Origin of the sequence: Mycobacterium seoulense, from assembly GCF_010731595.1 — a bacterium.
GTDB lineage: Bacteria > Actinomycetota > Actinomycetes > Mycobacteriales > Mycobacteriaceae > Mycobacterium > Mycobacterium seoulense.
On sequence record NZ_AP022582.1, the window covers coordinates 899490 to 918335 of the forward strand.

Here is an 18846-nt window from a genome sequence, read left to right on the forward strand (position 1 = left end):
GCGTCAGGTGAACCGGAACCAGCGTCGCGCGGCCAGGGCCGCCAGCGCCCCCCACACCACCAGGACGACGATCCCGAACCAATCCACCGACAGGGCCATCGCCCGCGACAGCGCCTCGGTGAGCGCGCCCGACGGGGTGAGCCGGGCCGCCCACTTGACCCCGGTCGGGATCATCCCGCTTTCCACGGTCAGCGCGCCGAGCCCGGCGAAGACGAACCACAGCAGGTTGGCGACCGCGAGCACGATCTCGGCCCGCAGCGTGCCGCCGAGCAGCAGCCCGAGCGCCGCGAAACCTGCGGTGCCCAGCGCGATGACCGCCGCGCCCAACGCCAGCGCCGCCGGGCCGGGCCGCCAGCCCAGCGCAAACCCGATGGCCCCCAACAGGATCGCCTGTAGGAACACCACGGTGACGACGGCCAGCGACTTGCCCGCGATGATGCCCCAGACGGGTAGCGGAGTCGCGCCCAGCCGCTTGAGCGCGCCGTAGCGCCGGTCGAAGGCGACGGCGATGGCCTGCCCGGTGAACGCGGTCGAAATCACCGCGAGGGCCATGATGGCCGGCACGAAGGTGGCGGCCCGGTTGTGGCCGAACGAGCCGAACGGCAACAGGGTGAGCCCGACCAGCAGCGTGATCGGGATGAACATGGTCAGCAGCAGCTGCTCGCCGTTGCGCAGCAGCAGCTTGAGCTCCAGGCCGAACTGGGCGGCCAGCATCCGCGGCACGGCGGCCGGCCTGGGGTCGGGGGTGAAGGTGCCCGCGGGGAAGACGTCCGATTCGGTCACTGCCGCAACTTCCTGCCGGTGAGGTCGAGGAACACGTCCTCGAGGCTGCGCTGCTCGACGCGCATGTCGGTGGCCAGCACGTCGATGCGCGCGCACCACGCCGTGACGGTGGCCAGCACCTGCGGGTCGACCGGCCCCTCCACCAGGTACTCGCCCGGCGTCACCTCGCTGGCCCGGTAGTCCTCCGGCAGGGCGGCGGTCAGCAGGGACAGGTCGAGCCGCGGCGGCGCGGTGAACCGCAGCTCGTCCTTGGCACCGGTGCGCATCAACTCGGCCGGTGTGCCGGCGGCCACCGTCGCGCCGTGGTCGATGATGACCAGCCGGTCGGCGAGCTCCTCGGCCTCCTTGAGTTGGTGGGTGGTCAGCAGCACCGTCACGCCGTCGCGGCGCAGGGCGTCGATCAGTTCCCAGACCAGCAGCCGGGCGTGCGCGTCCATGCCGGCGGTCGGCTCGTCGAGGAAGACCAGCTCGGGCCGCCCGACCAGCGCGCAGGCCAGCGCGAGCCGCTGCTGCTGCCCGCCGGACAGCCGCCGGTAGGTGGTGCGGGCGGCGTCGGTGAGGCCCAGCGTGTCCAGCAGCCACGTCGGGTCCAGCGGGTCGGCGGCGTAGGAGGCGACCAGGTTGAGCATTTCGCCGGCGCGGGCGCTGGGGTAGCCGCCGCCGCCCTGCAGCATGACCCCGATGCGGGTGCGCAGGCGGGCGTTGTCGGCGATCGGGTCCAGCCCGAGCACCTCGATGGTGCCGGCGTCGGGGCGCACGAAGCCCTCGCACATTTCGACCGTCGTGGTCTTGCCGGCGCCGTTGGGGCCCAGCAGGGCGAGCACTTCGGCGGCGTGCACCTCGAGGTCGAGATCGGCGACGGCCGTGGTGGATCCGTAGTGCTTGCTCACCCCGCGCAGTCGCACGACTGTTTCAGGAACGTCCGAGCTCACGTGGAATCAGCGTAGGCGTCGGGCACCGCCTCCGAACTGGGGGTGGCCCGGGGGACCTCGGCGGTGCCCGGCGCCGGCGCCGTCTCGACGGGCTGCGGAGGCGTTTCGGCGCCCTCGCCCGGGGGCCGCCGCCACGGCAACCGGGTGTAGGTCACGGCGATGAGCACCGCGACGATGACGGTGCTGGCCAGGGTGGCGTCCACGATCTGGAAGAGCGCGAAGCGGTCGCCGTTGGCCGTCGGGCCGAAGATGCCCACGACGAGGGTCATGACGATGACCGCGGTCCGGAACCCGCTGCGGGTCGCCCAGGCGGCCAGCGGGATGATCGCCCACAGCAGGTACCAGGGCTGCACGACGGGAAACAACAGCACGGTGACGCCCAGCGCCACGCCCAGGCCGCCGATCGGGTGCAAGCGGCCGCGGAAGACCGCCACCAGCAACCAGGCCACCATCACCATGATGATCAGCACGCCGATGGCGCGGGTGAGCCCCAACACCGCGGTGGTGTGGTCCCCGAGCCCCAGCAGGATCCCCACCTGCCCGGTGCCCAGGGCCAGCAGGGTCGGCGGCGACATCCAGCTGCGGACGACGTTGGCCGTGCCCAGGGTGTAGATCCAGCCGAACCCGAGTCCACTGGCCCGGCCGACGACCGCCATCACCGCCAGCGACAGCGCCGTCATCGCGCCGCCCGCCAGCAGCAGCGCCCGCAGGTTGCCCCCGCAGCGATAGGCCAGCGCCATCGTGACGAACCCGAGCGCCAGCAGCGACGGCAGCTTCACCTGCGACGACAGGATGATCAGGACGGCGCCGGCCAGCAGCATGCCCAGCGGTTCCCACTGCGGGCCGGGCCGCCAGGAAGCCGGGAACAACCGCGGTGCGTCGATGCCGCGCAGCGCGAACTCGGCGCCGGCCAGCATCAGCCCGAGCATCAGCGCCTCGTTGTGGACCCCGGCCACCAGATGCATGATCAGCAGCGGATTGGCCGCGCCCAGCCACAGCGCGCTCACCTCGGCGACGCCGCAGCGCCGGGCCAGCCGCGGTGTCGCCCACACGATCAACCCCACGCCGATCAGTTCGACCAGCCGGTGACACAGCACGGCGGCCACGATGTTCTCCCCGGTGATCGCGGAGATGCCCCGCCCGATCCACAGGAACAGCGGGCCGTAGGGCGCCGGCGTCTCGCGCCACAGGGTGGGGACCGAGAGCGTGAAGACGTGGGACAGGCCGAGTCCCGACGCCGGGCCCACCCGGTACGGGTCGAGCCCTTCCAGGGAGATCTGGCTCTGGGCCAGGTAGGAGTAGACGTCCTTGCTGTACATCGGCGGCGCGATCAACAGCGGCAGGGTCCACAGCAGCAGGGTGCGGTCCAGGTCGCCGCGGGACATCCGCCTGCTGCCCAACGCGAACCGGCCGAGCATCAGCCAGGCCAGCGCCATCATGACCGCGCCCGTCGTCGTCATCGTCAACGAGACCGTCTGGATCCGCGAGGGCAGGTTGAGCAGCCGTACCCCGAACGTGGGGTCCTGCACGACGGGCCGGGCCCCGGCGCCCAGCGCGCCGATGGCCATCAGGACGGTGCCGGTGGCCCCGAACAGGCGGGTGCGCTGCAGCGCGGTGAGCTCGGTGTCGTTCAGCGGCGTGCCCACCGCCTGCTCGTCGCCGTGCAAGCTGGCGATCGACGAGCTCAGCGCGTGGTGGCGGGCTGCCATCAGTGCAGCCTAACCGCCGGGTACTCCCGACCCGTCGGCTCGCCGTCGCGATGACGTCCGCGGTCGGCTACCCCGACGGTCATCCCGGCCGCCGTTGCCCAGGCCTTCTTCGCGCGTAGCCTCGCGTTCGTGGCGATCAGCGACCATGGCGACCCCGGGGACGCACCGTCTGCGCCCCCGCCCCTGTGCCCACCGGCGAACGACGCGCGCCCGTCCGCCGCGGAGCAGGCCCGCACCATCGCCGCCGCCACCAACGCCGCCACGTTGGCGACCTTGACCGCCGACGGCGACCCGTGGGCGTCGTTAGTGGCCTATGGACTGCTGGATGGGATGCCGGTGCTGTGCGTCTCGAGCCTGGCCGAGCACGGCCGCAACCTCGCGCGCGACCCGAGGGCCAGCCTGTCGATCGTGGCGGCGAGCGGCGACACCGACCCGCTGGCCGGCAGCCGAATCACCCTGGCCGGGGTGGTCGCGAAGCCCACGGCGTCCGAACGCGACGAGGCGCGGGCGGCATACCTGGACGCGGTCCCCGCCGCCCGGCACTACCTGGACTTCAGCGACTTCAGCCTGTGGGTGCTACGAGTTCAGCGGGTGCGGTGGGTCGGCGGATACGGCCGGATGGACTCGGCCACCGGCGACCAGTACGCCACCGCTTCGCCGGATCCGGTTGCGCCGGCGGCCGCCCGGGCCCTCGCGCATCTCAACGCCGACCACGCGGACGCCCTGGCGGCCATGGCCCGGACCTTCGGCGGCTACCCCGACACCGACACGGCAATCTGTACCGGCGTCGACCGCTACGGCCTGGACCTGCGCGTGCATACCCCCCGCGGAGTGGCCTACACCCGGGTCGGGTTCCCGGCACGGCTGGAATCCGCGGACCAATTGCGTTCGGCCACAGCGGACTTGGCCCGCGCCGCGGAACCGGCTCGCGGAACCGGCTGTTGACGGACTCGGCGGCTCACACGCAAGCGCATGATCCGCACCGTCGTCGACGACGAGCCGCCAACAGCCGGGGCCGCGTCAGGGGCTACTTCTCGTCGCCGTCAGCCTTGCTCAGCGCCCGGTCCGCGGTCGAGACCAGCTTGCGGTTGAACTGATACTGGGCGGCGACGAGCTTGTCGGCCAGTTCGATGGCGGCGTCGACGATCTTGGTGCGTAGGGGTTGCACCGCCTCCGGGATCGCGTCGTCAAGGGTCTTGTGGAAGGCGCGGAGCGCTTCGGCCGCAGCGTGCTGTCCGGCTTTTGCCGATTCACGCACCTCGTCGAGCAGGTCGGTCGAACGCGATGCGACGGACTTCGATTCGGTCGTCTGAGACATGTCATTTCCTTCTTCGGGGTGATTTCAATACCGCCGCCGACGCTATTCGGCGCGGCGGGCCGGCCACTATGGGCGAAGGTCCCATCGTGGCTGCCAATGGTCTTCGCCGTCGGCAACGGCGAAGAGGCGGCTACTGCGGAGGGACGTGCCGCCACGAGGATTCACGTCGTGGCGCCGCGTGGTAACGCACGGCGGCCGGTCCGGTAGCCTCGCGTTCGCGTCGTCACCGGCCCCGGTGTGACCAGCGCGACGGCCGCTCAGGGCACCCTTGGTGGACCGATCCCCGGAATTGCGTCACACTGGTGTTGTGAAAATCCGAACCGGCCTCGATGACGCTGACGCGCGCGCGGCGGCCGCGGCGGTGCCGGATCGCCACACCCGCCGCGCCATCGTGCGCTTGCTGCTGGAGTCCGGATCGATCACCGCCGGCGAGATCGGCGACCGGCTCGGGCTGGCGGCCGCCGGCGTGCGGCGCCATCTCGACGCCCTGGTCGAGGCGGGCGACGCCGAGTCGGTGCCCGCAGCGTCGTGGCAGCAGGTGGGGCGTGGCCGCCCCGCCAAGCGTTTCCGGCTGACGGCGGCGGGCCGCGCCAAGCTCGAACACGCCTATGACGACCTGGCGGCGGCGGCCATGCGGCAGCTGCGCGAGATCGGCGGGGAGGACGCCGTCCAGACATTCGCCCGGCGCCGCATCGACGCGATCCTCGCCGGCGTCCCGGCCGCCGACAGCGACGAGGACGCCGCGGTCGAGGCGGCCGCCGAGCGCGTCGCCGACGCGCTGACCCAGGCCGGTTACGTCGCCACCACGGCACGCGTCGGCGGGCCGATCCACGGCGTGCAGATCTGTCAGCACCACTGCCCGGTGTCGCACGTCGCCGAGGAGTTCCCGGAGCTGTGTGAAGCCGAGCAGCAGGCCATGGCCGAGGTGCTCGGGACCCACGTGCAGCGGTTGGCGACCATCGTCAACGGGAATTGCGCCTGCACCACCCACGTGCCTCTGACCCCGGCGCCCAGCCCGCGTCGCGACACCACGAGCATCGAAGGAGCGTCGTTATGACCCTCACCCCCGAGGCCCAGCAGGCCTTCCAAACAGGAGCGGCCGGCCCGTTGACTCAGGAGCAGGCCATCGCCTCCCTGGGCCGCTACGGCTACGGCTGGTCCGACTCCGACGTCGCGGGCGCCAGCGCGCAGCGCGGGCTTTCCGAGGCGGTGGTCCGCGACATCTCGGCGAAGAAGAACGAGCCCGAGTGGATGCTGGAGACACGGCTCAAGGCGCTGCGCATCTTCGACAAGAAGCCCATGCCGAACTGGGGCTCGGACCTGAGCGGTATCCACTTCGACAACATCAAGTACTTCGTGCGCTCCAGCGAAAAGCAGGCCGCAACCTGGGACGATCTCCCCGCGGACATCAAGAACACCTACGACAAGCTGGGCATCCCGGAGGCCGAGAAGCAGCGGCTGGTCTCCGGTGTCGCCGCGCAGTACGAGTCGGAAGTCGTCTACCACTCCATCCGAGAGGACCTGGAGAAGCAGGGCGTCATCTTCCTGGACACCGACACGGCGCTGCGCGAACACCCCGAGATCTTCCAGCAGTACTTCGGCACCGTGATCCCGGCCGGCGACAACAAGTTCTCCGCCCTGAACACCGCGGTGTGGAGCGGCGGATCGTTCATCTACGTCCCGCCCGGCGTGCACGTCGACATCCCGCTGCAGGCCTACTTCCGGATCAACACCGAGAACATGGGCCAGTTCGAGCGGACCCTGATCATCGTCGACGAAAACGCTTACGTGCATTACGTGGAGGGCTGCACGGCGCCCATCTACACGTCGGACTCGCTGCACTCGGCGGTGGTGGAGATCATCGTCAAGCCGGGTGGCCGTTGCCGTTACACCACGATTCAGAACTGGTCGAACAACGTCTACAACCTGGTCACCAAGCGGGCCCGCGCGGAGGCCGGGGCCACCATGGAGTGGGTCGACGGCAACATCGGGTCCAAGGTGACCATGAAATACCCGGCGGTGTGGATGACCGGGGAGCACGCCAAGGGCGAGGTCTTGTCGGTCGCCTTCGCCGGGGAGGGGCAGCACCAAGACGCCGGCGCCAAGATGTTGCACCTGGCGCCGAACACGTCGAGCAACATCGTCTCGAAGTCGGTGGCCCGCGGCGGTGGCCGCACCTCCTACCGCGGCCTGGTGCAGGTGAACAAGGGCGCGCACGGCTCCCGGTCCAGCGTGAAATGCGATGCGCTGCTGGTCGATACGATCAGCCGCAGCGACACCTACCCCTACGTCGACATCCGCGAGGACGACGTCACGATGGGCCACGAGGCCACGGTGTCCAAGGTGAGCGACAACCAGCTGTTCTACCTGATGAGCCGCGGGCTGACCGAGGACGAGGCGATGGCGATGGTGGTGCGCGGCTTCGTCGAGCCGATCGCCAAGGAACTGCCCATGGAGTACGCCCTGGAGCTCAACCGGCTCATCGAGTTGCAGATGGAGGGCGCGGTCGGATGACGGCTGCACTCAACAAGGGCGAGTTGTTCGCGTCCTTCGACGTCGACGCTTTCGAGGTGCCCAGCGGGCGCGACGAGATCTGGCGGTTCACCCCGCTGCGGCGGCTGCGCGGGCTGCACGACGGCTCGGCGCAGGCCACCGGTAAGGCGCAGATCAGCGTCACCGAACAGCCCGGCGTGCGGGTCGAGAGCGTGCGCCGCGGCGACGAGCGGCTCGGCCGCGCCGGTGTTCCTACCGACCGTGTTGCGGCGCAAGCGTTTTCGTCGTTCAATTCCGCGACGCTGGTGAGCGTCGGGCGGGACACCCAGATCGCCGAGCCGATCAACATCACCGTGACGGGCCCCGGGGCGGGCGCGGTGGCCTACGGGCACCTGCAGATCAGCGTCGCCGAACTCGGCGAGGCGGTCGTGGTGATCGACCATCGGGGCAGCGGAACCTACGCCGACAACGTCGAATTCATCGTCGACGATGCCGCCCGGCTCACCGTTGTGTGGATCGCGGACTGGGCCGACGACATGGTGCACGTCAACGCGCAGCACGCCAGGCTGGGCAAGGACGCGGTGCTGCGGCACGTCGCCGTCACCCTGGGCGGCGAGGTGGTGCGGATGTCGGCCCATGTGCGCTACGCCGCCCCGGGCGGAGACGCCGAGCTGCTCGGGTTGTACTTCGCCGACGACGGGCAGCACCTGGAGGCGCGGCTGCTGGTCGACCACGCGCAGCCCCACTGCAAGTCCAACGTGCTGTACAAGGGTGCGCTGCAAGGAGACCCGGCATCGCAACGACCCGACGCGCACACCGTCTGGATCGGTGACGTGCTGATCCGCGCCGAGGCCACCGACACCGACACCTTCGAGGTGAACCGCAACCTGGTACTCACCGACGGGGCGCGCGCCGACTCGGTGCCCAACCTGGAGATCGAGACCGGCGAGATCGTCGGCGCCGGACACGCCAGTGCCACCGGGCGTTTCGACGACGAGCAATTGTTTTACCTGCGCGCCCGCGGCATCCCCGAGGACCAGGCGCGCCGGCTGGTGGTGCGCGGCTTCTTCGGCGAGATCATCGCCAAGATCGCCGTGCCGGACATCCGGGAACGCCTGACCGCAGCCATCGAACACGAACTGGAAATCACGGAGAAGACAGCAGCCTCATGACGACCCTGGAAATCAAAGACCTGCACGTCAGCGTCGAAGACCACAACGCCCCCGAGGGCAACCGCGAGATTCCCATCCTCAACGGCGTCAACCTGACCGTCAATTCCGGTGAGACGCATGCGGTGATGGGGCCCAACGGCTCGGGCAAGTCCACGCTGTCCTACGCCATCGCCGGTCACCCGAAGTATGAGGTGACGTCCGGGTCGATCACGCTGGACGGCCAGAACGTGCTGGACATGAGCGTCGACGAACGTGCCCGCGCCGGGTTGTTCCTGGCCATGCAGTACCCCGTCGAGGTGCCGGGGGTGTCGATGTCGAACTTCCTGCGCAGCGCCGCGACCGCCGTCCGCGGCGAACCGCCGAAACTGCGCCACTGGGTCAAGGAGGTGAAGGCCGCCATGGCCGACCTCGACATCGACCCGGCGTTCGCCGAACGCAGTGTCAACGAAGGGTTTTCCGGTGGCGAGAAGAAGCGCCACGAGATTCTTCAGCTGGGGCTGCTGAGGCCCAAGATCGCCATTCTCGACGAGACCGACTCCGGCCTGGACGTGGACGCGCTGCGCGTGGTCAGCGAGGGCGTGAATCGCTACGCCGAGGCGGAGCACGGCGGCATTCTGCTCATCACCCACTACACCCGGATCCTGCGCTACATCCGGCCGCAATTCGTGCACGTGTTCGTCGGGGGCCGCATCGTCGAGTCCGGCGGTCCGGAGCTGGCCGACGAACTCGAGGAGAACGGCTACGTGCGCTTCACGCAGAGCGATGGCGACGACCCGCAGCGCCCGGCTTCGCCGCGCTCGCGATCGCCGCGAGCGGCGGCCGCAGGGGCGTAAGCATGACCGCGACAGCACTGGACGTCGACGCGATCCGCGCTGATTTTCCCATCCTGAAGCGCACCATGCGTGGCGGAAAGCAGTTGGCGTACCTCGATTCCGGCGCGACGTCGCAGCGCCCGCTGCAGGTGCTCGACGCCGAACGTGAGTTCCTGATCACCTCCAACGGCGCGGTGCATCGTGGCGCGCACCAGTTGATGGAGGAGGCGACGGACGCCTACGAGCAGGGCCGCGCGGACGTCGCGGCGTTCGTCGGCGCCGGCGCCGACGAGCTGGTCTTCACCCGCAACGCCACCGAGGCCCTCAATCTGGCGTCATACGTCCTGGGCGACAACCGCTTCGACGGTGCCGTGGGGGAGGGTGACGTCATCGTCACCACCGAGCTCGAGCACCACGCCAACATCGTCCCCTGGCAGGAGCTGGCCCGTCGCAGCGGCGCCACGCTGCGCTGGTACGGCGTGACCGACGACGGGCGGATCGACCTGGACTCGCTGGAGCTCGATGAGCGCGTGAAAGTCGTGGCCTTCAGCCATCATTCGAATGTCACCGGCGCGATCGCGCCGGTGACCGAGCTGGTCGACCGTGCCAGGGCGGTGGGCGCCCTGACGGTGCTGGACGCCTGCCAGTCGGTGCCACACGAGCCGGTCGACCTGCACGCGCTCGGCGTCGACTTCGCGGCCTTCTCCGGTCATAAGATGTTGGCCCCCAATGGGGTCGGCGCGCTCTACGCCCGGCGCGAGGTGCTCTCGGAGCTGCCGCCCTTCCTCACCGGCGGGTCGATGATCGAGACGGTGACCATGGAGGCGTCTACCTACGCCCCGGCGCCGCAACGGTTCGAGGCGGGCACCCCGATGACCTCCCAGGTGGTCGGGTTGGGTTCGGCCGCAAGGTATCTCAACGCCATCGGCATGGACGCGGTCCGGGCGCACGAGCGCGACCTGGTCGCCGCGACCCTCGAGGGACTTGCGGGCATCGAGGGCGTGCGAATCATCGGGCCGACCACCATGGAGAACCGGGGTTCGCCCGTCTCGTTCGTCGTCGACGGCGTGCACGCGCACGACGTCGGGCAGGTGCTCGACGACGACGGCGTCGCGGTCCGCGTGGGGCATCACTGCGCGATGCCGCTGCACCGGCGGTTCGGCGTGGCGGCGACGGCCCGGGCGTCGTTCGCGGTGTACAACACCCCCGACGAGGTCGAGCGTCTGGTTGCCGGCGTGCGGCGCGCGCTGGAATTCTTTGGGAGAGAATGACAGTGCGCATGGAGCAGATGTATCAGGACGTGATCCTCGATCACTACAAGCATCCGCAGCACCGCGGCCTGCGCGAGCCGTTCGGTGCGCAGGTCCACCACGTCAACCCGGTCTGCGGCGACGAGGTGACCCTGCGGGTCGCGCTGTCGGACGACGGGGAGCGCGTCGCGGACGTCTCCTATGACGGCCAGGGCTGCTCGATCAGCCAGGCGGCGACGTCGGTGCTCACCCAGCAGGTGATCGGTCAGGCGGTGCCCGATGCGCTCGAGACCATCACCGCCTTCACCGACATGGTGTCCTCCCGCGGCACCATCGAGGGCGACGAGGAAATTCTCGGCGACGGGATCGCATTCGCCGGGGTGGCCAAATATCCGGCCCGGGTGAAATGCGCGCTGCTGGGCTGGATGGCGTTCAAGGACGCATTGGCCCAGGCTTGCGCGGACAGGGACGCGGACTTCGAGGAGGACAAGGATGAGCGAGACCGCCGCATTGGGTGACGAATTTCTTGCCGACCTCGAGGAGGCGATGCGCGACGTCGTCGACCCCGAACTGGGCATCAACGTCGTCGATCTCGGACTGGTCTACGGCCTCAACGTCGAAGAGGGCGACGAGGGAACCGTCGCCCTCATCGACATGACGTTGACCTCGGCGGCCTGCCCGCTGACCGACGTCATCGAGGACCAGTCCCGCAGCGCGCTCGTCAGCAGCGGGCTGGTCGACGACCTGCGGATCAACTGGGTCTGGAACCCGCCGTGGGGTCCCGACAAGATCACCGAGGACGGGCGTGAACAATTGCGGGCGCTCGGTTTCACCGTCTGAACCCCGTACCGCCGCTAGAGGTGGAAGGGCAGGTGCGGCAGGTGCAGGTGGTGGTGCGGGTGCCCCATCGGGGGGCACGCTTGCAGGCTGATGGTCGTCGCCTGCAGCGCCCCGCCGTCGTTCGTCCCCTGAGCCCCCATGCACGTGCCGTTCGTGATCGCCTGGGTGTTGCTGATCGTCTGCTTCTTGTAGGACGTCGCGTCGGTGACGGTCACCGTGGTGGGGCCGCCGGGCCCAATCCCGTTGACGGCGATCGTGTTTCCCGACACCGATGCGACCGTGCCGTAGAAGCCGGCGGGCGGCGGGCATTTGCCGTCGACGGCCGTGGTGATCATGACGGTCTGCGCGGTAACGCCGGCGGCGGGTGAACTCTGCGGGGTGGCTCGCACGTTGACACAGCTACCCGGGGTGACATCGGGGAGGTTGGCCGGGGCAACCTGGAAGACGGGTGTCGCGGGGGCGAAGTCGACGGTCGCCGAACCGCCGCGTGTTCTGAGCTGAATCTTGTCGCCGGCCACTGACTGGACCATGCCCTCGACGTAGTCCTTGCCCACGGGTGGGGGCGCCGGGGGCGGCGCCGCGCTCGGCGGCGCCGCGCTGGGCGGGGCCGCGGCGGCGGCCGTCGGTTTGGCGGTATTGCCGGTGGTCGTGTCGCTCGACCGGCACATGGCGACGCCCAGCAGGATCACCGCGATGACGGCGACGAGCGCGAGCCGCGCCAACCGCGGGTTCACCGACGTGGCAGGCATCGACACACCTCCGGTCGTGGGCTGGCCATCGCCAGCGAATACCCAGGCGGACGCGGATATCACCGCCGCGCCCGCCCGGTGTGACGGTAATCTCAGGCGGCCTCAGCCGTGGGCGTGCGGTGGCTTGGCCGGGCCGCCGCATTTGCCGTCGTTGGCCGGCCGGACGTTGATGCTGGTCGCCTGCAGCGCGCCACTGCTGTCCTTGGTTCCGCGCGCGGTCAGGCATTTGCCCTGCGCGATCGCGTCCGTGGTGGCGGACGACTGCTTCAGGTATTTGGTCTTGTCGTCGACCGTCACGGCCGTCTGGGTGGTGTTGCCGCTCGGGTCGGTGCCCGTGACATTGATGGTGTTACCGGTAACCGAAGCCACCGAGCCCCCGACCGGGGCGGGCCGTGCCGGCGGCGGCGTCGGCGCCCCGGACGGGGCCGGGCTGGGTGAACCACCGGGTGCAGCCGCCTTGGGCTTGGGGCAGGTGCCGTTGACCGACGGGCTGACCTTCACCGACGCCGCGGTGACGGGCTGCCCGGCCTGCCCTCCCCTGGCGGGCCGCACAGTGACGCAGTTGCCCGCGGTGACGTCGGTGAGTGCGGCCGGGGTGACCTCGGTGACCTTGGTCGTCGCCGTGAAGTTCACGGCGGCGGTGGCGTTGTCCTCCTGGGTCACCTGAACGGAATTGCCCGCCACCGAGGCGATCAGGCCGCTGACCCGGGCTTCTCCGTTGGCCGGTGCCGGCGATGTCGTGGTCGAGGTCACCACCGAGGTGGACGTCGAGGTCGACGTCGTCGGGCTCGCTTTGTTGGACGAGCCGCACGCGGCGACCGACAGCGCGGTGGCGCCGGTGACCGCGAGGATCGCCACCCGGGTGAGCCGGGGCGTTGGACAGCTGGCAGGCATCGACGCTTCTCCAATCGTGATGGGACCCAACGCAATGGGTACTACCCGTTGAAGCTGTGCCTAACCTGTGTGCAACACCGGAGCGGTCAGAACGCCTGTTCGGAAACGCGCATGACCTCGTCGTCGATGGACTCGATGACTTTGCGCAGCGAGGCCAGTTTCGGCAGCATGTTCTTGGCGAAGAACGCCGCGGTCGCCACCTTGCCCCGATAGAACGTCGCGTCGTTGCCGGCGGCGTCGGCCAGGGCGGCGTGGGCGACCCCCGCCTGCACCAGCAGCCGCCAGCCGATGAGCAGATCGCCCACCGCGAGCAGGTACCGCACCGATCCGAGCCCGACTTTGTAGATTTCGCTCGGGTGTTGCGCCGCGGACATCAGGTATCCGGTCAATGCGCCCGTCATCGCCGTGACCTCGTCGAGCGCGGTCTGCAGCAGCAGGGCCTGCGGCTTGAGGGCCTCGTCGCAGGCGTCGATGGTCGCGTTGATCTGAGCCGTGACGAACTGCAGGGCCTCGCCGCGGTCGCGAACGATCTTGCGGAAGAAGAAGTCCAGCGCCTGGATGGCGGTGGTGCCCTCGTAGAGCGAATCGATCTTGGAATCACGGATGTACTGCTCGAGGGGGTAGTCCTGCAGGAAGCCCGAACCGCCGAGCGTCTGCAGCGACTCGGTCAGGACTTCGTAGGCCCGCTCCGAGCTCACGCCCTTCACGATCGGCAACAGCAGGTCGTCCACGCGGTGCGCCATCTGGTGATCGGCACCAGAAACATGTTGTGCCACAGCGTCTTCCTGGTGGGCGGCGGCATACATGTACAGCGCCCGCAAGCCCTCGGCGTAGGCCTTCTGCGTCATCAGGCTACGACGCACGTCGGGGTGGTGGATGATGGTGACCCGCGGCGCCGTCTTGTCGGCCATCTGCGTGAGATCCGCACCCTGCACCCGCTCTTTGGCGAACGCCAACGCGTTCAGGTAGCCCGTGGACAGGGTCCCGGCGGCCTTCACGCCGATCGTCATGCGCGCGTGCTCGATCACGGTGAACATCTGCGCGATCCCGTTGTGCACGTCGCCGACCAAGTAGCCGACGGCGGGCAGATCCGTTGCGCCGAAGGTCAATTCGCAGGTCGGCGAGGACTTGATCCCCATCTTGTGTTCCAGGCCCGTGGTGAAAACGCCGTTGCGGGCCCCGAGTTCGAACGTGTCCGGGTCGAAGAGGTATTCGGGCACGTAGAACAGGCTCAGTCCCTTGGTTCCGGGTCCGGCACCCTCCGGTCGGGCCAGCACCAGGTGGAAGATGTTCTCGGCGGTGTCGCCCACGTCTCCACCGGAGATGAAACGCTTCACGCCCTCGATATGCCAGGTGCCGTCGGGTTGTGCGACGGCCTTGGCGCGGCCCGCCCCGACGTCGGAGCCCGCGTCGGGTTCGGTGAGCACCATCGTCGCCGCCCAGCCGCGTTCCACGCCCTCGGCCGCCCAGCGGCGTTGCTCTTCGTTGCCCTCGACGTACAGCGCCTGGGCCATCAAGGGCCCGAGGCAGAAGAAGTTCGCGGACGGGTTGGCGCAGATGATCATTTCGTTGACCCCCCACGCCAGCGGCGGCGGAGCGGCCATGCCGCCGATCTCTTCGTCGAGCATCAGCCGCCACCAGCCGGCCTCTTTGATCGCCTCCACCGTTTTGGCCAGCTCGGGCGCCACGCTGATGGTGTGGGTGGCCGGGTCGAACACCGGCGGGTTGCGGTCGGCGAAGGCGAACGTTTCGGCGACGGGGCCTTCGGCCAGGCGGGCGGCCTCGGCCACGATCGTCCGGACCGTCTCCTCGTCGAGGTCGGCGTAGGGTCCGGTGCCCAGGACAGCGCCGACGTCGAGGACCTCGAACAGGTTGAACTCGATATCGCGGACGTTTGCGATGTAGTGGCCCAACGCGATTCCCTCACTGGTCCTTCGGGGCGGCGGATTGTCCGCATCAGTGTGTCCGACGTGGGAAAACGTACGCAACCGTAACCTACGGCGGGCCGCGGGCAGGTTACGCGCCGGTGTCGTCGCCCCGAACCGGGCGCGCGGGCTTTGTTGCGCCGGCTTTGCCGCCCGGGAACATCGCGTCGGGTTGGGGCGTTGTAGCAAATGTGACAACACTCGATCTCACCGCCGAGAAGTTCAACGAAACCATCGAGGGCAACGACATCGTGCTCGTCGATTTCTGGGCGTCCTGGTGCGGGCCGTGCCGCCAGTTCGGGCCCACTTTCCAGGCGTCGGCGGAGAAGCACCCCGACATCGTGCACGCCAAGGTCGACACCGAGGCCGAGCAGCAGCTGGCCGCGGCCGCCCAGATCCGGTCCATCCCCACGCTGATGGCCTTCAAGAAGGGCAAACTGCTGTTCAACCAGGCCGGGGCGTTGCCGCCGGCCGCGCTGGAAGACCTGGTGCAGCAGATCAAGGCGTTCGACGTCGACGCGGCCCAGGCCGGCCAAGCCGAATAACTCCCACACCGCGGCGCACGCGGGGCGGTGCTCGGCTACGCGCTAGGTTGCTTGGGTGAGTCTGGTACTGGTGGAGCACCCGCGGCCCGGCGTCGCGCTGATAACCCTCAATCGGCCCGAGCGGATGAACTCCATGGCGTTCGACGTCATGGTGCCGCTCAAAGAGGCCCTGGAGAAGGTCAGGTACGACAATTCGGTCCGCGTGGTCGTGCTGACCGGGGCGGGCCGGGGGTTCTCCTCGGGCGCCGACCACAAGTCCGCGGGTTCGGTGCCCCACGTCGAGGGCCTGACCCGCCCGAGCTACGCGCTGCGGTCCATGGAGGTACTCGACGAGGTCATCCTGGGGCTGCGGCGCCTGCATCAGCCGGTGATCGCCGCGGTCAACGGCCCGGCCATCGGCGGCGGGCTCTGCCTGGCGCTGGCCGCCGACATCCGGGTCGCCGCCACCGGCGCGTATTTCCGTGCGGCCGGCATCAACAACGGCCTGACCGCCAGCGAGCTGGGGCTCAGTTACCTGTTGCCCAGGGCGATCGGGTCGTCGCGGGCGTTTGAAATCATGCTGACCGGCCGCGACGTGACCGCCGAGGAGGCCGAGCGAATCGGGCTGGTGTCGTGCCAGGTGCCCGACGAGCAGCTGCTGGACACCTGCTACGCCCTCGCGGCGCGCATGGCGGCGTTTTCGCGGCCGGGAATCGAGTTGACCAAGCGCACACTGTGGAGTGGGCTGGACGCCGGTAGCCTGGAGGCGCACATGCAAGCCGAAGGCTTGGGTCAGCTGTTCGTTCGTCTGCTCACCGCCAACTTCGAAGAAGCGGTTGCCGCGCGCGCCGAGCGACGCCCTCCGGTGTTCACCGACGACAAATAGACGACAAGGGAGCGAATGTGATCACGGCCACGGACCTCGAGGTCCGCGCTGGTGCGCGCATTCTGCTCTCACCGGACGGCCCGGACCTGCGGGTGCAGCCGGGTGACCGCATCGGGCTGGTCGGGCGCAACGGCGCGGGGAAGACCACCACCCTGCGCATCCTGGCGGGGGAGACCGAACCGTATGCGGGCTCCGTCGCCCGCGCCGGTGAGATCGGCTACCTGCCACAGGATCCCAAAGAGGGCGACCTCGAGGTGCTGGCCCGCGACCGCGTCCTGTCCGCGCGCGGGCTCGACGTGCTGCTCACCGACCTGGAAAAGCAGCAGGCTTTGATGGCCGAGGTCGCCGACGACGACGCCCGGGACCGCGCCATCCGCCGCTACGGGCAGCTTGAGGAGCGTTTCGTCGCGTTGGGCGGCTACGGCGCCGAGAGCGAAGCCAGCCGCATCTGCGCGAGCCTGGGCCTGCCGGACCGGGTGCTGACGCAGAAGCTGCGCACGCTGTCCGGCGGGCAGCGCCGGCGGGTGGAGCTGGCGCGCATCCTGTTCGCGGCCTCCGACACCGGTGCCGGCTCGTCAACCACCCTGCTGCTCGACGAGCCCACCAACCACCTCGACGCGGATTCGGTTGGCTGGCTGCGGGATTTCCTGCGGGCCCACACCGGCGGACTGGTGATCATCAGCCACAACGTCGAGCTGCTCGCCGACGTCGTGAACCGGGTGTGGTTCCTGGACGCCGTGCGCGGCGAGGTCGACGTCTACAACATGGGCTGGCAGAAGTACCTGGACGCCCGGGCCACCGACGAACAGCGCCGCCGCCGCGAGCGCGCCAACGCCGAGCGCAAGGCCGCCGCGTTGCGCACCCAAGCCGCCAAGCTGGGCGCCAAGGCCACCAAAGCCGTTGCGGCCCAAAATATGTTGCGTCGTGCCGACCGGATGATGGCCGCGCTCGACGAGGAGCGGGTCGCCGACAAGGTGGCCCGCATCAAGTTCCCCACCCCCGCCCCGTGCGGGCGCACCCCGCTGGTCGCCAAGGGACTCAGCAAGTCTTACGGCTCGCTGGAGGTGTTCAGCGGCGTCGACCTGGCCATCGACCGCGGGTCGCGGGTGGTGGTGCTGGGACTGAACGGCGCAGGCAAGACCACGCTGCTGCGGCTGCTGGCCGGCACCGAGAAGCCCGACACCGGCGGGCTGGAGCCCGGACACGGTTTGCGCATGGGCTATTTCGCGCAGGAACACGACACGCTCGACAACGACGCGAGCGTGTGGGAGAACATCCGGCACGCCGCACCCGACACGGGTGAGCAGGACCTGCGCGGCCTGCTGGGCGCGTTCATGTTCAGCGGGCCGCAACTCGACCAACCGGCGGGCACGCTGTCGGGCGGAGAGAAGACCCGGCTCGCGCTGGCCGGCTTGGTGGCGTCCACGGCGAACGTCCTGCTGCTCGACGAACCGACCAACAACCTCGATCCGGCCTCGCGAGAACAGGTGCTCGACGCGCTGCGCAGCTACCAGGGCGCGGTAGTGCTGGTGACCCACGATCCCGGGGCGGCCGAGGCCCTCGACCCGCAGCGCGTGGTGTTGCTTCCCGACGGCACCGAGGACTTCTGGTCCGACGAATACCGGGATCTCATCGAGCTCGCCTGACTTCGGCGAAATCCGCCCGCGGACGGCGGCGGCTTTCTACTCTGGTTGCTTGCGATCGTGTTCGGGCGCGGAGGGCATCCATGAAAAGGACACTGCAAAGGTCGAGGAAGACCCGCGAGCAGATGTTGTTCGAGCTGCGCAACGCCTATGAGGGCGGCGCCAGCATCCGCACGCTGGCGGCCCGCACCGGACGGTCGTACGGATCGGTCCACAGCATGCTGCTCCAGGCGGGCACCACGATGCGTGGGCGGGGCGGACCCAACCACACCTCCCAGACCGCGCGAGCTGGGGCCACCCGCTAGCGGGCGGTCCCCCCAGCGCGCGGCCCGGTGTCCCCGGAGTCGTTGCGGCGCACCGATTTCTCCACGAGGTCGAGCACGGCGGACAACCGTCGGGGATCCTCGCCCGAGGCCAGCCGGGCCACCAGGCCGTCGAGCACCAACTCCAGGTAGCACTGCAGCACGTCGCCGGGCACGTCGTCGCGCACCCGCTGTGCCTCCTTCTGCCGGCGCAACCGGTCGGTGGTCGCCGCCGCCAGTTCCGCGGACCGCTCGGCCCAACCGCGGCTGAACTCGGGGTCGTTGCGCAGCTTGCGCGCGATCTCGAGCCGGGTGGCCAGCCAGTCGAACTGCTCGGGTGCGGCGAGCATGTCGCGCATCACCTGGATGAGGCCCTCGCGCGACGCCACGTCGGCCATCCGCTCGGCGTCTTCGTGCGCGAGCGCGAAGAACAGCGCGTCCTTGTCGCGGAAGTGGTGAAAGATGGCACCGCGCGACATGCCGATCGCTTGTTCCAGCCGCCGCACCGTGGCCTTGTCGTAGCCGTATTCGGCGAAGCAGCCGCGGGCACCATCGAGGATCTGGCGGCGGCGCGCCGCCAGATGGCCCTCGCTGACCTTGGGCACCGGACGCCG

Annotated in this window: 19 protein-coding genes and 1 pseudogene; 12 read left to right on the top strand and 8 right to left on the bottom strand. The window is 69.5% G+C overall.

What is annotated here, in order from left to right:
* Positions 1-3: 3 nt before the first annotated feature.
* Genes G6N37_RS04490 through mptB form a run of 3 tightly spaced genes read right to left on the bottom strand, consistent with a single transcriptional unit; the run spans position 4 to position 3424 of the window.
* On the bottom strand, positions 4-783 hold the full coding sequence (locus G6N37_RS04490; RefSeq protein WP_163676493.1) for an ABC transporter permease: 780 nt from the start codon (positions 781-783) through the stop codon (positions 4-6).
* Positions 780-1715: an ABC transporter ATP-binding protein gene (locus G6N37_RS04495; protein WP_163676495.1), complete on the bottom strand. Its 936-nt coding sequence runs from the start codon at positions 1713-1715 to the stop codon at positions 780-782. Before G6N37_RS04495 ends, G6N37_RS04490 begins: the two co-directional genes overlap by 4 nt.
* The gene (gene mptB, locus G6N37_RS04500; RefSeq protein WP_163676498.1) at positions 1712-3424 is read right to left on the bottom strand and encodes a polyprenol phosphomannose-dependent alpha 1,6 mannosyltransferase MptB; all 1713 of its coding nucleotides are present in this window, start codon (positions 3422-3424) and stop codon (positions 1712-1714) included. Before mptB ends, G6N37_RS04495 begins: the two co-directional genes overlap by 4 nt.
* A gap of 129 nt (positions 3425-3553) precedes the next feature.
* On the opposite strand from mptB, the gene G6N37_RS04505 reads away from it, so the two are divergent.
* On the top strand, positions 3554-4369 hold the full coding sequence (locus G6N37_RS04505) for a HugZ family pyridoxamine 5'-phosphate oxidase (protein WP_163676501.1): 816 nt from the start codon (positions 3554-3556) through the stop codon (positions 4367-4369).
* Between the two features lie 82 nt (positions 4370-4451).
* On the opposite strand, the gene G6N37_RS04510 is transcribed toward G6N37_RS04505, so the two are convergent.
* Positions 4452-4742: a hypothetical protein gene (locus G6N37_RS04510; protein WP_163676503.1), complete on the bottom strand. Its 291-nt coding sequence runs from the start codon at positions 4740-4742 to the stop codon at positions 4452-4454.
* A gap of 268 nt (positions 4743-5010) precedes the next feature.
* Here G6N37_RS04510 and G6N37_RS04515 point away from each other — a divergent pair, with 268 nt between their 5' ends.
* Genes G6N37_RS04515 through G6N37_RS04545 form a run of 7 tightly spaced genes read left to right on the top strand, consistent with a single transcriptional unit; the run spans position 5011 to position 11309 of the window.
* A complete protein-coding gene (locus G6N37_RS04515; RefSeq protein ID WP_163676506.1) occupies positions 5011-5799 on the top strand; it encodes a helix-turn-helix transcriptional regulator in 789 nt (262 codons plus the stop codon).
* On the top strand, positions 5796-7256 hold the full coding sequence (sufB, locus tag G6N37_RS04520; RefSeq protein ID WP_163676510.1) for a Fe-S cluster assembly protein SufB: 1461 nt from the start codon (positions 5796-5798) through the stop codon (positions 7254-7256). The genes G6N37_RS04515 and sufB overlap by 4 nt, the downstream gene beginning before the upstream one ends.
* Positions 7253-8407, top strand: a complete 1155-nt coding sequence (gene sufD, locus G6N37_RS04525) for a Fe-S cluster assembly protein SufD (protein ID WP_163676513.1) — start codon at positions 7253-7255, stop codon at positions 8405-8407. Before sufB ends, sufD begins: the two co-directional genes overlap by 4 nt.
* Complete coding sequence (sufC, locus tag G6N37_RS04530) at positions 8404-9240, top strand: Fe-S cluster assembly ATPase SufC (RefSeq protein ID WP_163676516.1); 837 nt, start codon at positions 8404-8406, stop codon at positions 9238-9240. The genes sufD and sufC overlap by 4 nt, the downstream gene beginning before the upstream one ends.
* A gap of 2 nt (positions 9241-9242) precedes the next feature.
* Positions 9243-10490, top strand: coding sequence for a cysteine desulfurase (locus G6N37_RS04535; RefSeq protein WP_163676519.1), 1248 nt, complete (start codon positions 9243-9245; stop codon positions 10488-10490).
* Positions 10487-10987 carry a Fe-S cluster assembly sulfur transfer protein SufU gene (gene sufU / locus G6N37_RS04540; RefSeq protein ID WP_163676522.1) on the top strand — a complete coding sequence of 167 codons (501 nt, stop codon included), beginning with the start codon at positions 10487-10489 and terminating at the stop codon, positions 10985-10987. The genes G6N37_RS04535 and sufU overlap by 4 nt, the downstream gene beginning before the upstream one ends.
* Positions 10962-11309, top strand: a complete 348-nt coding sequence (locus G6N37_RS04545) for a metal-sulfur cluster assembly factor (RefSeq protein WP_163676525.1) — start codon at positions 10962-10964, stop codon at positions 11307-11309. The genes sufU and G6N37_RS04545 overlap by 26 nt, the downstream gene beginning before the upstream one ends.
* A gap of 14 nt (positions 11310-11323) precedes the next feature.
* Here G6N37_RS04545 and G6N37_RS04550 read toward each other — a convergent pair whose 3' ends face one another.
* The 3 genes from G6N37_RS04550 to G6N37_RS04560 form a co-directional block, all read right to left on the bottom strand.
* Positions 11324-12058 (bottom strand): DUF5666 domain-containing protein, encoded by a 735-nt coding sequence (locus G6N37_RS04550; protein ID WP_163676528.1) that lies wholly within the window; start codon positions 12056-12058, stop codon positions 11324-11326.
* Positions 12059-12160: 102 nt separating this feature from the next.
* Entirely contained in the window at positions 12161-12952 is a 792-nt protein-coding gene (locus G6N37_RS04555) for a DUF5666 domain-containing protein (RefSeq protein ID WP_174813792.1), read from the bottom strand.
* An 86-nt stretch (positions 12953-13038) separates the two neighbouring features.
* On the bottom strand, positions 13039-14865 hold the full coding sequence (locus G6N37_RS04560) for an acyl-CoA dehydrogenase (RefSeq protein WP_163676531.1): 1827 nt from the start codon (positions 14863-14865) through the stop codon (positions 13039-13041).
* Positions 14866-15068: 203 nt separating this feature from the next.
* On the opposite strand from G6N37_RS04560, the gene trxA reads away from it, so the two are divergent.
* The 4 genes and pseudogenes from trxA to G6N37_RS04580 all read left to right on the top strand — a co-directional run bounded on the left by trxA (position 15069) and on the right by G6N37_RS04580 (position 18235).
* Entirely contained in the window at positions 15069-15422 is a 354-nt protein-coding gene (gene trxA, locus G6N37_RS04565; protein WP_066958286.1) for a thioredoxin, read from the top strand.
* 27 nt (positions 15423-15449) lie between these two features.
* Positions 15450-16287: pseudogene (locus G6N37_RS04570) on the top strand (enoyl-CoA hydratase).
* A 17-nt stretch (positions 16288-16304) separates the two neighbouring features.
* Positions 16305-17933 carry an ABC-F family ATP-binding cassette domain-containing protein gene (locus G6N37_RS04575; RefSeq protein WP_163676536.1) on the top strand — a complete coding sequence of 543 codons (1629 nt, stop codon included), beginning with the start codon at positions 16305-16307 and terminating at the stop codon, positions 17931-17933.
* Between the two features lie 92 nt (positions 17934-18025).
* Positions 18026-18235: a helix-turn-helix domain-containing protein gene (locus tag G6N37_RS04580; protein ID WP_163684596.1), complete on the top strand. Its 210-nt coding sequence runs from the start codon at positions 18026-18028 to the stop codon at positions 18233-18235.
* Here G6N37_RS04580 and G6N37_RS04585 read toward each other — a convergent pair.
* The gene (locus tag G6N37_RS04585) at positions 18232-18837 is read right to left on the bottom strand and encodes a TetR/AcrR family transcriptional regulator (RefSeq protein ID WP_163676539.1); all 606 of its coding nucleotides are present in this window, start codon (positions 18835-18837) and stop codon (positions 18232-18234) included. The two genes, G6N37_RS04580 and G6N37_RS04585, sit on opposite strands and share 4 nt — an antisense overlap.
* Positions 18838-18846: the final 9 nt, after the last annotated feature.